General features: G+C 66.0%; 8 protein-coding genes and 1 pseudogene. 2 read left to right on the plus strand and 7 right to left on the minus strand.

Annotation, left to right across the window (positions count from 1 at the left end):
- Nucleotides 1-101: 101 nt before the first annotated feature.
- The 4 genes from AB0K00_RS22730 to AB0K00_RS22745 are packed head-to-tail and all read right to left on the minus strand — an operon-like array spanning nt 102 to nt 3,885.
- The gene (locus tag AB0K00_RS22730) at nt 102-2,189 is read right to left on the minus strand and encodes a hypothetical protein (protein ID WP_363523486.1); all 2,088 of its coding nucleotides are present in this window, start codon (nt 2,187-2,189) and stop codon (nt 102-104) included.
- The gene (locus tag AB0K00_RS22735; protein WP_363523487.1) at nt 2,105-3,055 is read right to left on the minus strand and encodes an alpha/beta hydrolase; all 951 of its coding nucleotides are present in this window, start codon (nt 3,053-3,055) and stop codon (nt 2,105-2,107) included. The genes AB0K00_RS22730 and AB0K00_RS22735 overlap by 85 nt, the downstream gene beginning before the upstream one ends.
- Nucleotides 3,056-3,109: 54 nt before the next feature.
- Nucleotides 3,110-3,526, minus strand: a complete 417-nt coding sequence (locus tag AB0K00_RS22740; protein WP_363523488.1) for a hypothetical protein — start codon at nt 3,524-3,526, stop codon at nt 3,110-3,112.
- Nucleotides 3,523-3,885: a hypothetical protein gene (locus AB0K00_RS22745; RefSeq protein ID WP_363523489.1), complete on the minus strand. Its 363-nt coding sequence runs from the start codon at nt 3,883-3,885 to the stop codon at nt 3,523-3,525. Before AB0K00_RS22745 ends, AB0K00_RS22740 begins: the two co-directional genes overlap by 4 nt.
- Before the next feature lie 231 nt (nt 3,886-4,116).
- On the opposite strand from AB0K00_RS22745, the gene AB0K00_RS22750 reads away from it, so the two are divergent.
- Entirely contained in the window at nt 4,117-4,407 is a 291-nt protein-coding gene (locus AB0K00_RS22750; protein ID WP_363523490.1) for a hypothetical protein, read from the plus strand.
- Between the two features lie 51 nt (nt 4,408-4,458).
- Nucleotides 4,459-5,523, plus strand: coding sequence for an integrase core domain-containing protein (locus AB0K00_RS22755; protein WP_363523491.1), 1,065 nt, complete (start codon nt 4,459-4,461; stop codon nt 5,521-5,523).
- Between the two features lie 318 nt (nt 5,524-5,841).
- Here AB0K00_RS22755 and AB0K00_RS22760 read toward each other — a convergent pair whose 3' ends face one another.
- From AB0K00_RS22760 to AB0K00_RS22770, 3 genes and pseudogenes are all read right to left on the minus strand, one after another.
- Complete coding sequence (locus AB0K00_RS22760; protein ID WP_363523492.1) at nt 5,842-6,165, minus strand: hypothetical protein; 324 nt, start codon at nt 6,163-6,165, stop codon at nt 5,842-5,844.
- Nucleotides 6,166-6,270: 105 nt separating this feature from the next.
- Nucleotides 6,271-6,405: pseudogene (locus AB0K00_RS22765) on the minus strand (IS66 family transposase); the annotation flags it as partial.
- A 193-nt stretch (nt 6,406-6,598) separates the two neighbouring features.
- Nucleotides 6,599-14,404 carry an FG-GAP-like repeat-containing protein gene (locus tag AB0K00_RS22770; RefSeq protein ID WP_363523493.1) on the minus strand — a complete coding sequence of 2,602 codons (7,806 nt, stop codon included), beginning with the start codon at nt 14,402-14,404 and terminating at the stop codon, nt 6,599-6,601.
- Nucleotides 14,405-14,777: the final 373 nt, after the last annotated feature.

Genomic DNA, 14,777 nt, shown 5'->3' on the forward strand with positions numbered 1-14,777 from the left:
CGCCACGGCGGGGCCGGCTCCCAGTTGACCGGGTTTTGCCGCTGCCGGCCGTCGCCGTGGTAGTACGTCGTCCAAGCCATCCCACACACTCCTCGATCGCTTCAGCGTTGGAAAACCGAGCACAGGTCCAACCAGTCGCTGTCCTCCCAGACCGCACGGACGGCGACGAGCGGCTCGGTGCCGCCGGTCCGACGCCAACGCCGATAGGCGTGGCCGAACTCGTCCGGGAGCCGTTGCCAGTTGTCTGCCACGTGCTGCCGAACCTTGCCGTCGATGGTGTCGGTGCTCTCCCGGGGCCACATCACGATGGGCGCGTGCGTCAGCAGAAGTTCGGCGAGCGCCACGTCAGAGCCGGGGTGATGCTCAAGGCCGAGGGCACCGTTGTGTTGCTGGTTCACCAGCTTGCTCCGCAATGCCGGCCCGTCCTGCAGGACCTTGCTCGGAAGCCACTCCATGACCTGCTCGTCCGTCGTCGACGCGATGCTGTCCAGCCATTGCACGGCGAGCAGATTGACCGCCCGCCCGTCGTGGTCGGTCCGCCAGTTCCAGTGCATCCGGAAGTCGTACAGCAGTCCGAGCCGGACAATCCGTTCCGCATCCTCGGGGTGCCACGTCAGCAGAATTCCCGCGGGCGCCACCACGTCGATGTGCCACAGCCGCCGCCGCCGTTCGGCGGCGAGCTTCTCCGCCCAGTGAATGGCCTTGTGGAGCGCCTCGTCCGCGCCGGCGCGGTCGCCGGCGCAGGTGATCACCCAGCGCGCCGGAGGCTGCCCGTCCTCGTGCAACGACGCCATGACCGTGTCCGGCCAGCTTTCGGTCGGTCCGGGCAGCCGCACCACCAGCCGCAGCGCCCGCCTGTCCTGCTCCGCCCGCAAGGACCGCAGCGCGTCGCCGAGCTGGAGGTTCGCGTTGAGTTCCGCGGCCCACTTCGCCAGCTCGAGCACATCGAGATCCATTCTCAATTCGTCCGCGAGGGCGGCGACGAACGCCACGAGCCCGGCCCGATAGTCACCGTCAAGGCCAGACCGGGCGAAGGCGACGTGTTCGATGTAGTCGATCTCGCTGGTGAACGGGGCGTGCGGGCTGGACGCCGCCGGCGGAATCCCCTGCCGATCCAGCGCGACCAGCGCGCGCCGGAAGACGACCGTGGTTGGCGCGGCCGGTAGCCACCGACGGACAAAGGCTGCCGTCCGCTCCGTCGCCGACAGGGTGTCGACGAGCCGGCGCGCGCGGACGGTGGCGGGGGTCTCGATCGTCGTCGTCTCCGCCGCGCGCCGGAGCTCCATCAGGGAGCCGACGCCGGCCGGCTGGTCCGGTAGGAGGATCGCGCGGGCGGTCGCCAGCTGCTCGGCGCCGATGGCCCCGATCAATCCGTCGGAAACGTTTCGTCGCGAATACCTGCGGTTGTGGGCGAGCCACAGGTGCTCGGCCGATCCTGGTGCGCCGTCGTAGGCGAATGAGCCGACCGACTGCCCGGTCACCGTCCCACGCAGACTGCCGTGCACGTCCGGGATGGCGAGGACGTCCTTGTCGATCGGCAGGCCGAACTTGAGCACCTCGACGAGGCTCGTCGTCATCCGCAGGTCGACGGCCTGCTGGACGACGCCCGCAGCCAGCAGCAACTGCAGGCGGGTCTGGCCCGACCGCACGCCGGCGATCAGGTCACCGGCGTCCGGCACCGCACCCGCGGCCATGCAGGTGTCCACAAGCCCCAGGACGCCGTTGACGCCCGGATGGTCGGCGGCGACGCTAAGATGTTCGGGCACGTTGACGGCGCGGTTGCGCACATGCTCCGCGGAGTCGTGCGCCATGTAGTACAGCCGGCTCCTGCCTTCCACGACGAACCCGTGGCCGAGCAGGGCGATGATCAACGTGGCGCGCCGGACGCCGGCGAATTCGATGGCCGTTGTGATGTGTCCATCCACGTCCTGCTTCGTCAGCTTCCCATCGACGAGGGCTCTCCCGTCGGGCAGGCCGGGATCGCACGCGCCGATGTGCGGGTCGCGGAGCACCGCGGCAAGGTCCTGGGCCGCGCGCGCCAGCCGGGCAAGACGCAACTTGCCGTCGTAGTCGACGGCGACGACGAGGCAGTGCCGCAGACCGATCATCGCGGGCCCGACGCGAGCGCTTCGGCAACCGGCCCGGCGACGTCGCCCTGCGACAGGTAATTCGTTGCCGGGTGCACCCACAGGCCGTCCGAGTCGACGCGCGCGCTCACCGGGCGGACGCGGCCGGAATTGCGGCCGAACTCCTCCTCCAGCAGCGGCCGGCCGGTCAGGATGTCATCGCGGTCCCAGAAGTTGAGCCAACGCTTGACCGGCTCCGGCGTCCACAACGGCTGCGGGCGCAATCGCGGAAGCACCGCCGAGCGCATGCCGAGCGGCGAGCCGATGGTGACAAACAGCGGCAGGTCCACTGCGGACTCGTGGAGCGTCTCCCAGGCCACGATCGAGCCCAGCGAATGTCCGATGACCACCGCCGGACCCTGCTCCAGATGGGTCCGCAGCCGCGCCCGGACACGCTGGTCGAGCGTCGCCCCCGCCGCGTCGGGCTCGCCGCGGGCCAGGTACCGGGCCACCTGCGCGAGGTCCAGGATCATCGCCTTGCCGATCAACCACTGTCCCGTCGATCGCACGCCTGGCAGGTCGAGCAGCGTGGTGGCAACGTTTATCAGGCGGCGCGCCAGGTCACCGGGTCCCTGTCGCCCCTCGACCGGCGCAAGTTGACCGCGCGCGAGGGCCAGTGCCTCCTGACCCGCCGGGTCGGACCCGTCGTCCGCCGCGGACTCCGCGATCTCCAACAGGAGCTCGCCGAGTATCTCGGCGGAAGCCGGGTCCAGGTCGAGGCCTGCCGTGCCTTGAGCCTCCTTCGTCGCGAAGAGATCGGTGTAGTACGCCACCGCGGTGCGCACGCCGCGCCCATCGGGGAGGGACGCCGCCAGGTCGCCGTGACCCGCCTTCCGGGCGCCCTCGGCCAGCGCACGGGTCCAGATTTGCAGCATGTCGGAGCTCTCGCCACGGCCGACGCCGTGGGTCAGGACCAGTTGAGGACCCATACACTCTCCCGAATCACCCGATTGTCGCGGTCCGCGCCCGGCTCGGTGCACGTCTCAACCGTTGCCGCCGCGCGCCTCCCGAAGCGCCTGCCGGATCGCCGTGATGATTTTGGACGCCTCGTCGGCCTCCATCTCACCCATGCTTTCCACGCGACTGCGCAAACCGTGTAACCGCTGCTCCTGTTCACGAACTCGGGCGGCCATCTGCTCGTCCACGTCGTCCCAGTCCTGAGCCAGTTCGAACAGCTCGGACGCCACCTTGTCGAGTTTCTCCATAAGCGCTTCGGTGTCCCGCTCGTCCTGAATGGTGTAGTCGAGACTCGCGTGCATGTCCGTGGCGCGCTTCTTCGCCCTCGCTTGTGGGTCGTTGAACTCTGCCATGGAATCCCTTCCTCGGATCCGCAGGAAATGAAGCAGACGCAACACAGCCGGATTGCCGGAGGACGCCTCTCGGCGCGGCCGTTCGATCATGGGCGCAACTTAGACCGCACGGCTCGGGCCTCCGCCTCGATGGCTCCGCGGACCCTTTCCAGCGCGGCCAATTCCAGATTGACGATCTTGCTCACAAGTGATCGCAGACCATCTTCAATGATCCGCGCTTCGGCCGTCAACTCATCGGATTGCGCCGCGTCCCACAGCGCGACCATTTCGCGCTGATCGCTCGCCACCTGTCGCAGTCGCGCGGCCAGCTCCTGCTGCTGCGTTGCCAGCATCTGCCATTGCTCGGTCTTTGCGTGCAGCTGGTAAGCATCCTCTGGCATCGATCCCAATCTGCCGCTCGCCTTCGCCGTCCGGGACTGCCGATCAAGGCCCGAGCGGGCCGCCACCACCGTACGCCACCCTTCCACCGATGCATATCGTGCCTTCGATCAATCGCCGTGTGTCGGACTGAGGACGGTCCTGTCGAATTGGTGACCGACGCTGGGTGCGCCATCGGCAGGATCAAGCCTCACAACCCCCTGACGGACGGGGCGCGAGCCGGTATCGGTCGGCCGAACGGTTCGAGCCGTCCACCCGTCAAGACATGGCACGGGCCGGCTGCGTCGCCATAGGGTTCGAGCGTGCCGGACATCGACGACAGTGGCGATCGGATCGACCTCGTCCTGCGCATGGTCGACGCGTCAGCCGCGGTCGTGGCGCCGGAGGACCGGGACGAGGACTTCGACGAGTATGCCGATGTGGTGCGACGGACCGGGTGGGTGCCGGGGTTCGATCCGCGCAGCGCCGACGGGACCGCCGCGGGCATGTTCGAGCCTCTTTCCTCGGCGTCGGGCTTGCCTTCCTCGGTCAGGTCGCGATGCTCGTGGTCAACCAAGCCTGTCGGGCTCGTAAATTGGGTTTGTTGGCTGTGACGTGCGGGTTTGTCCGTGGCGACGTTGCCAGCGGCGACGATGATCCAGGCCATGAGCGCTTCGCTGGTGTACCTGCTCCTGCGTCAGATCTTGCAGATGCTGACCCAGCTTGCCCGAGACGGGGGCGCGAAGGACGTCGAACTGCTGGTGTTGCGGCATCAAGTGGCGGTGCTGCGCCGGCAGGTCCACCGCCCCGATCTGCAGCCCGAGGATCGGGTCGTGCTGGCGGCGTTGTCCGGGCTGCTGCCCCGACCACAATGGTCGGCGTTCTTCGTCACCCCGGCCACGCTGCTGCGCTGGCATCGGCAACTCATCGCCCGGCACTGGACCTACCCACACGCGCGGCCTGGCCGGCCACCCGTAGACCGCGAGATCCGGGAACTGGTCCTGCGTCTGGCCGCCGAGAACCCGACCTGGGGCCATCGCCGCGTGCAGGGTGAACTGGCTCGGCTGGGCTACCAGATCGCGGCGAGCACAGTCTGGAAGATCCTGCACCTGGCCGGCGTCGACCCGGCACCCCGCCGGACCGGACCCACCTGGCAGCAATTCCTGACTGCCCAGGCGCACACGATCCTGGCGTGCGACTTCTTCACCGTCGACACCGTGCTGCTGAAGCGGATCTATGTACTGTTCTTCATCGAGCTCGCCACCCGGCAGGTCCACGTCGTCGGCGTCACCGCACATCCCACCGGCGCCTGGGTGGCGCAGCAGGCACGGAACCTGCTGATGAGTCTCGACCAGCGCGCCGCCGGTCTGCGATTTCTGCTGCGTGACCGGGACGCGAAGTTCACCACAGCCTTCGACACGGTGTTCACCGCCGCCGGTATCGACGTGCTCCGCACGCCGCCGAAGGCCCCGCGGGCGAACGCCTTCGCGGAACGCTGGGTCGGCACGGTACGACGCGAGTGCACCGACCGGATACTCATCGTCGGCGAACGGCACCTGTCACGCGCGCTGACCGAGTACACCGCTCATTACAACGGCCACCGGCCACACCAATCGCTCGACCAACGACCGCCCAACCCACCAACGCAGGTCGTCGACCTCACCGCCGCCCGGGTTCAACGACGCCCGATCCTCGGCGGCCTGATCAACGAATACACGCAGGCTGCGTGACCGGAACCCGATTTACGAGCCCCACAGGATCCACACCCCGTACAAGCAACCGCCGACGGCCGTCAACTCTCTGTCGACAACCGTGCACACAACCTGCTCCTGCGCTCGATGCGCTGCCTAAGCGAACGCGGCTTCGCCAGCCTCACCGGCCGCTGGCGAACACTACGCCACACCACCGCCAGCCCCCGGCACGCTCGGCAACATCGTCGCCGCAGCGCTGTATCCCACCCATTTCGAACACCGCTACCTACCGCAATCTCGTTGAGATCACGTCATTGAGTCCGGGCGAATACTAGAAGAAACAATTATCGCGCACCTTCAGAAAGCTCGTCGGCGCGCCACCGCTGGTCGTCCGGCGACCCACAGCGTTATCTTCGTGGCGGACCGGCTCTTGTCCCGCATCACTTCAATCTCGTGCTCTCGGGTAACCGGGTCTCGGAATTCAACCTCGAAACCGCCTCGAGGACGCCGAGCAATAGACACATACCACCCTTCCTCGGCGTCCTTGGGCTCCAGGATCACAAACGTATTATCGCTGCTGTTCAGGTTCTCCATCAGGATGAATATGACATCCTCCGACGGGTCCGGGACGATACGCCCGTTCTCACACTCCGCTCGGAAGTAGAAGTCGTCAGATGACATCGAGTAGTCCTTCGCTCTCGGATCGACAGACGCTTGCCATCGGCTGCTGCGTAGCTTTTAGCTGGTTGTGGGCATCCAGGCGTGTCCACTGTGGAGTCGGGTGAAGGCTTCGAGGGCGTTGATGCCGTGTTTACGGACGATGGACAAGTAGCTGCGGACAGCACAGAAGGTTTCGGCGCCGGTCCAGGTGCGGAGTCCTCCGCTGATCTTCTGCCGGAGTTTGACCATGCGGATGTCGCGGTCGGAATCGCCGGACTGCTTCCCCGGCGCCCGGCCCGACGGCTGACGCCGCGACCGCGGCGACGCCTCACCGACCCGTCCGACGACGGCTTCGACGCCGTCCGCGAGTCCTTGCGCACGTCGCCCAGGATGCATTACACCGCCCATCAAGATCAGGAGCAGGTGATCAAGGACCTGCTGAATGGATCCGCTGCTACTGCAGTACCCGCCCGGCACCGATCAGTCTGATCGCATCCGTGACAGTGGCGCCCCCAGGCGCAACGGAGCCAGCGTACGCCTCGCGATTCCACGCACCCGGCCATCTCTTGACCATGTACGCCTCGTTTGCGAACGCATCCGATGAATCATCGTAGTTCCGAACGACCTGCATGTACGAACCCTTGCCGAAGTCAGCGTACTCCCGGTAGGTATAGCGACCGATCGGGTCCTGGCTGACACCCCACTTCAACAGCTTCCCGTCCTTCGAGAAGATCGCGTACAGCGATGTCTGGCCGTAGTCAGGCCGATCTCCGAAGATCGGCTTACGCGTGTTGCACCAAGGGCCGCCTGCATTGTGCACAAGGACCGGCGCCGTGCCTGCCATCACATAGTACGTGTGGAGCGTCGCAACGCTAATGTTGTGCACCCGCTGCACCTGGCTCCAGACACGGACCGCCGCGAGGTGCAGCGACTGACCGGTCGCGGTTTGCACAGTGTCGCCGGCACGCAGGTCGACCGGTGCCATCCAGCGCCGAGCAGCCGGAACCCAGATGGGGTGCTGATCCGTGACGATGATGTGCGCGACCGCTTGTCCGGATTCCCCGTCTGTGTCGACTGTGAGATCGACAAGCACTTTGGAACCCTCACCGACGATCGTTGCCGTAACCTTCTCAGACAATGTCAGGCCAGTGCTGGGGTCGCTGGCGAGCACAACGTCGCCTTCCGTTACCTCTTCGATCGGCTTGGACGAGCCATCAGCCATCAACACCAGCGTGCCTGGCGCGAAGGAGTTGCACATGATTGGGGTTTTGCTGCCGCCGGCAAAGTTCGCAACGTCCGACAGATCGCCGGTCATCAACTTTCCGCCACTGCCAACCAGCGCAGACTCGCGAATGGGCTCCAAGCTCTGCAAGGCGATCAGGAACGCCGGGTCCAGCGTGCCGTAGTAGCCGTCGGCCGCGGCCTGGGTGATGACATAGCCGGTCGCGTCCACATCCTCGTACGGCACTTTCAGCGTGTGCTTGTCCAGGAACCGGTCCGCTCCGGCCGCCATGTCCTCCAGGCTCATACCGTTCGGCGCGGTGACGAAGTTTGTGACGTCCACAGCGTTGATATAGCTGCGGCCGTTGTACGTCACGGTCGTCGTGCCGTTCTTCTTGACATGTACATCGATCCAACCACCGGGTGGTGGCGTACCGCCGCGGCAGGACGCGCTCTGATAGTGGCAGCGTGTTGCGCCGTCCGAACGGCAGGTGGTCTTCACGCATTGGGTAACCGGCTCAGGAATGAACTCCTCGCCGCCGTCCATGTCCCGGAGCAGACCCGTCGGGTCGCTCATCCCCGTCGGGTTGTTGTTGGCGTAGCTATACCCGTTGCTTTGCTGCGGGTCGCCGAAGTTGGTGATCGCGTCGTCGGAGATGAAGCGCCCGACGGCCGGCTCGTACTCGCGTGCCCCGAGATGTGTCAGGCCGGTGTTGTCGCGGGTCCCCCCGACGAACCCGCGGGGGTTGGGCCATGACGGGTCAACGCCCCGCGGATTACCGAAGGGGTCCGTCTTGCGGCGTGTCACTGCCTGGCTGACCGCATCGACGGCGAGCTGACCGGTGCCGTGATGATCCGCCGCAAGCCAGGTCAGTCCGGATGGGGTACGGCTGGCAACTCCGTAGTACCGCGTCGCGGTGACGGTGCTACCGACCTTGCGTACCTCGAAACCAGGTAGGTATACCGTCGCCCCGGCCGGGTCCTTGGCAACGAGCCGGGCGCCGTTCGCATCGTAGATGTAGCTGGTGGTTCCCGCGCTGTCGACGACCGACGCGAGATGGTCCTCGTTATCCCAGTTTAGCGTCTGACTCGGCTGGCCGACGACGCTACGGGTCTTCATGTTGCCTTTAAGGTCGTACGTGTAGCTGTCAGTGCCGGTGGTGCCGCCCGTCGCGGTAACGCTCGTCAGCGTGTGTCGCTTGTCGGACGTGGGATATGTGTATGTGCGAGTGGTGTCGACGCCGGCACCGATCGCATGCCGAACCTCCTGGGTGCGGTTGCCGTTGTTATACGTGCTGAGACCCGTGTCGTACTTGTAGCTCGTCCAGTAGGGATCAGTACCGCCGACAACGGCGGTTGACGGGGTGGCCTGGCATATGCTTGCCGCTGTCGTCCAGGCCTCGGTCAGCTCGCGCAGGATGTTGTAGTTGAAGCACTGGTTGACCACCACGGAGCCGCCGAGTGTCTCGGTGATGTTCTTGACGTTGCCCGCTGGGTCGTATCCGTAGCCCTCCGTCAATCGTTCGACCCAGGTGTTCGGGTTCGCCGCGTTCTCGGTCTCCGTCTTGGCATTCGTGAGTCTGCCGGTTGCCTCGTCGATCGCGGTCGTCTGCCGGACACGCTTGGCGCCTGAGCCAAGAATCTGCTGGTACATTGCGCCGAAGTTGTAGAAGCTCCGTCCGGCGATGTAGGTGTCCTGACCGCTCATCGTGAGCGGGTTGCCGGTGTTGTCATACGTCGTCGTCACCGTCTCGGCCATGAGACCACCTGCGGCCGGATAGGTGAGCGTGGCCTGCGAACCGTCCACGTTGAACGTCATTGACGTCGTGTAGTCATCGGCCGGGAGCCACGGCATCGCAAGGCTCGATGGGATGCTGGTGGTGGTACCCAGCGCTTGATAACCGTCGTTGTAGCCGGTGACTGTCGTCTTGAAGGTGTCCGAACCGACGAACCGGCTCGCGGACGTCACCTGTCCCTTGGCGATCGTGTCGTAGAGCCACGAGGCGCGTTTCGTGCCGGTCGTATCGACACCGTCGTACAGGTCGGTGACCCGTCCAAGCGCGTCATAGACCCTGGTGATGCTGACATTGCGCGCGTCGGTGGTCGTGACGGGCTGGCCCATGAGGTCGAAGCTGACTACGTTGGTGGTGCCACGGTCAGGATCGATGCTCTGGTCAGCCCAGCCTCGCAGGTTGTAGCGCGTGGCCCACACGTTGTTGGACTGGTCCTGGACCTGCGTCAACCGGTCGAGGGGATCGTACGTATAGGTCGTTGCCTGGTACGACCCGGTTGCCGTGCCGCTCAGGTACTGCCGCAGCTCCGTGGTCAGACCACGGGCGTTGGAGAACGTGATGGTGGCCGCGCCGCCTGTCGGCGGCGTCGTGGTTACCCGGTCGCCGTCGTAGCTGGTAGACGTCTGCCACTTGAACGTCGGGGTCGAGACGCCCGCCGCATACAGCGCATCGGCGGTCTTCCGTCCGAGCGTGTCGTAGGTGTACCGGTGCTGGTTGAGGACCTCGTGGTCACCGAACGACACGAGAGTGTCCACCGGACCGCTCGCGTTGTTGTAGACGATCGAGGACTTGCTGACGAAGCCGCGGCTGTCGAACTTCGTGTCGGCGATGATCCTTCCGCCGTTGGCCGCCGGCGCCGAGGCTTGGGTCTGCCGCGCACGGAGCAGCCCGTCTGAGAATTCATAGGTGCTGATGATGTTGTTGTTCGGCCCGAGCTTCTTCGTCAGCACGGAGCTCGGTTTCTGGTCCGCAACATTGTTGTAGTCGTGAATGTTGTAGACGTATTCGATGTTCGGTGACAGGTTCGTCGCACGTCCGGCTGCCCATACGTGTGTGAGCCGTCCCAGCGGGTCGAATCGCACGTTGGTGGTCTTCAGGTTGGCGTCGGTGGTGCTGACCGGCGTGTTCCGGTTGCCGTCCAGTGTCACGGTCGACGCGTGGCCGAGCGGATTCGTTGTCGTGACACTGGTGACGGTTCCGCCTGCGGCGGTGGTGAACCGAGTCATCGTCTTGTTGTCGGCGGCGTCGAAGGTGTCCTGGATGCGGCCGTTGGCGTCGTAGATGGCATGTGCTGTCTGCCTCCACACCGGAGTGCTGCCGGTGAAGGAGTCCAGCGCCGTGCTCTTGGTGTTCAGACCGCGGGTGCCGATGGAGCCGACCGCGGCGTTGTCGTCGTACAGGGTCTGGCTGCCGCCGAGGTGGTTGGCGGGCGCCGGGCTCGCGGTGCAGTCCGTGATGAGGGTCTGCGCCGGGTAGTCGATCAGCCAGTCGGTGGTGTTTCGGGCGTAGGTGATGCTGCTGCACCGGTCATCGCTGGCGGTTGTGGTGTCGCCGAGGTCCTTGACCGTGGTCGGCTGCGCATACGTGGTGTCATACGTGGTCTGGCTGTCGGTACGCCGCCATGTCGACGTCGCCGCGATCCAGGTGCGTGTCTGCGAGCGGGCCGTACGGACATACCCGGCGGTCTGCACGTTCGGTGCCGCCCAGGCAGGTGTCAACGTCCGGGACGCGGTCTGCTGCTGCCACGGATCGTTCAACGTCGCCGACAGCAGCGTCGTGCCGGGCCCGTCATATTTCCGGGTCTCGCGGAGGAACCCGGCGAGCCGGTCGTCGTCGGCGAGTGCCGGGCCTTCGGTCGCGGTGACGGTGGCGGTGCGGGTGTACAGGCCAGCGTCGGTGCGGTCCTTGTCCATGCCGCGCATGTACAGGTACTCGGTATAGCTTTGCGGCTCACCCGACGCGCCGGTGGTCACCTTCACCGTGGAGTAGCCACGCCACGACGACCAGCTCCGGTAGGAGATCTTCGTGGACCATGCGCTGTCGTTGTGGTGCCACAGCACCGCCGTGGATGAGTTCGCGGTGCTGTAGTCGTAGCCGTGCACGACGTCCGGGTTGCCGCCGACGAGGTCCTTCTCAAGGACCTGGGAGACGGTGTACTTGTTCCACCACGACCAGCCCGGCTGTGCCGCAGGCGGTGTGTAGTACTGCGGAAAGCACCGCTGCGTATTGTTGTCCGGGTCGGGCAGCGAGCTGATGGAACAGTTCGTCGCGTTGTACGTGATACCGAGTTCGCCGCCGGTGCCGTTGCTGACCCGGGTCACTCGGTACTTGTACGTCTGTGGGACGCCGGCACCCACGTTGAAGTCGGTGCGGTTGGCGTACGCCGTGCCGCCGAACGTGACCGCCGGAAGGGCCTTGACGCCCCCGACCTTGCCGGTGCGGGTGATGCTGGCCAGCCACAGTGACGGGCTGGTGCCGTCGCCGGTCGGAGGGAACTGATGGGTGAACGTCCACTCGTCGACGTCGCGGTAGGACGTGCCGCCCCACACCTTCGTCGTCACGCTCGCGAGGCGCTTCGAGGTCCAGAACGTCGGCGAGACGTTGTTGTTGCACGGCGGCCCGGCACACTTCAGGTCCCATGGCGTGTCCGGCCAGTTCGCCGTCACCGGGTTCGACCCCGACCAGCACGACGCCAGACAACGATCCCCGGTCGTGAACACCATCTGCATCGGCGCCGGCGTGGACAGCGACGCGTTCTTTCGCGTGCCGTAATCCATCCGGTTCAAAACGACGCCCCGGTCATACGCCGCGGTCGCGTTCGGGTTGCCGAACAACCCGGTGGCGTTACCTTCCTTGGTGTACCAGTACGACATGGTGTTGCCGTGCGGGTCCTCGACATAGTCGAGGTTCCACCGCCACGTCTGATAACACCACGACGCCGCGAACCCGCCGACCTGGAAGCACGGCTCGTCACCGCGGTTAGCGAACACCGGGATCCGCAACGCCGAGTTCGTCTCCGGATTTCCCGCCACCCAACCAGGAATCTGGTTCAGCCCGAAGTAGTACTTGGTGCCGTCCGTGGCCGTGAGCTTCCAGTGCTCGCCGTTGTTGTCACCGTTGTTGTTGGTCGTGCTAGTCAGCAGCTCAAATTTCGAACCGTCGTCGCTGGCGAGGCGCCACGTGCTGGTCGCGTCGTCCAGGACCAGTTCACCGGAGCGGCCGCCGAACACCACCGTGGCGTTCTGCGACCGCCAGCACGAGTCGCTGGTGGCGTTGGTGAAGAACGGCGCGTAGATCGGCTCACCAGGCTTGCCGACGTTGAGCCACGCCCGCAGCGCGTCACCTTCACGGCCGATGACATCGACCTTGCCGTCGGTGTCGAAGTCACCGGCGACGAGAAGGTTCACCGAACCCCAGACGCTGCTGGAGAACAACCGAGCGTCCACCGTCACCGCACCGCCGGTGGAGGTGTTGCGGTAGAAGTACATGTCGGTGCCGACGACCGCCATGATGTCGGGCTTGCCGTCAGCGTCGTAGTCCTTCAACGGCAGGAACGCGCCGTACCCCGACCAGCCCGTCGACCAGATCGTCGACGCGCCCACACTGAACGTACCGACGGTGCCGTTGCCCGGCCACACATACATCGCGTCACCGGAGCGGCCGAGGATGTCGCGTTTGCCGTCGCCGTTGTAGTCACCCTCCAGGAACGTGTTCACCGACCCCCAGACGCCACCGGTCTGCGTCCACGTCGCGGACGGGCTGCCGGCGGTTGAGGTGTTGCGGAAGAAGTCCAACCCCCCGGGGCTGCTCATGGTGGTGCCGCGCACCGCGAGGATGTCGACCTTGCCGTCGTTGTCGTAGTCCGCCATCGGCAGGAACTTGCTGTACGCCGACCAACCCGTCCACCCCGACCAACCCGACGTCGGCAACACCACCGACGGCGCCAACGAATACCCCGCCCCGCTCCCCTGCCCCCGATACACGTTGAGCTGATTGCCGACCCGGCCGACCACATCGGTCTTGCCGTCGCCGTCGAAATCACCAGCCATCACCACATCGGCGATCTGCCACCCCGGACCCAGGTTCTGCGCCGTGCCCACCGACGCGCTGCCCGGATGCGACGTGTTCCGCCACAACATCATGTCGTTGCTGCCGTTGATACCCACCACGTCGACCTTGCCGTCGCCGTCGTAATCCATCACCGGCAGCACCCGCCCGTACCCCGACCAGCCCGACGTCACATCGATACGGTTGTTGTAATCGTCAGCACACGACCGGAACGACCGCTCGATGTACCCCGCCTCGTAACCCCAGCCCTCACCGATCCACGACGTCTGCGCCCCACTGGCATTCGTGCGGCCGTCGACCTGACTCGACGAATACCCCAGAGCCACCTGCGGCACCGGCCCACCCAACCCCGGCGGCGCCGCCAGGGGATAGTTCCAGGAGAACTCACCGGACTGCGTCCCCGCCTGCCACGACCCCGCCGCGCTGAGCGGCGTGTGCGAATAATCCGGGCCGTCCGCCGACGACGCCAACGCCGTCACAGCGAGGACCGTCGGCGCCGACGCCACCAGCGACCCCGACCGCGACGCCTCCGCCAGATCCGCCTTCGACGCCACCTGCGCACCCACCGACACATCCGCCGTCAGCCGGGTGCCCACCTTGTCGTTGCGGGTCGCCACCGCAGTCCCCTGCTGACACACCTCCAGCTGCGGCGTGCTCAACGCGCACTCCGGCAACTGCAGCAACGTCAACCGCGCCGACCAGTCACCGCCATACGCGTCCCGGAACGCCGAATAGTCCACCTCCACCGACGCCGAACCCACCGCATACGCGTCATCCGCCCACGACATGCGCAGCAGCACACCCGACACACCAACTGCCGTCGCCGCCGCCCGGTCGAACACCTCAACCTTCAACCGCGACGGCCCAGCCGTGGTCTTCGCCTGCGCCGAACGACCCGCCCACACTGGCGAACTCCCCGCCCGCGCCCGCGCACCCGCCGCCGGCACCGAAATGTCCACCTCGGACGACCCTGCCGCAGGCCACGTCACCGGCCGCGGCGCCCACGCCGCCCCAGTGTCCGTCTGCGACACCGTCCTTGGCCGCACCGTCTGCGTCGACACCGAAGCCGACTTCTGCACCGGCACATCCGGATCCGACGGCACCACCGGCGCCGCATGCGCAGGTAACACCACGAACAACGCACCAGCCAGAAGGCCAGCCGCCGCGAACACGGTCACCCGCCGACCAAACGCCGACACCGACACGATGCCTCCCCGTGCGCCGAGCCCGCCAACCGGACATCGACGAACCGCAAACTACGCGGGGAGATCAACGGCACACAAGAGGTCACGATCATCAAACACGCAGCGCCACCTTGCACAGACATGCACGAACACCGTCAACGCACGGCACGACGTGCACCGCAACCAGATCCGCAGGCAGCGAAAAACACGGCCGCACTCACCGACCGCACACCCAGACAGCGCATCCCAGTCAGCACGAAATCCTTGCACATTGGGTAAACGTCACATACGTCCAAGATCTGGCAAACAACCACCGAGACCCGCACGCCGCGTCAGCCAGCCGACGCATTCCGGCAGGGCACACCGC

It is taken from the genome of Dactylosporangium sp. NPDC049525, from assembly GCF_040676755.1.
In the GTDB taxonomy this organism is placed as follows: Bacteria; Actinomycetota; Actinomycetes; order Mycobacteriales; family Micromonosporaceae; genus Dactylosporangium.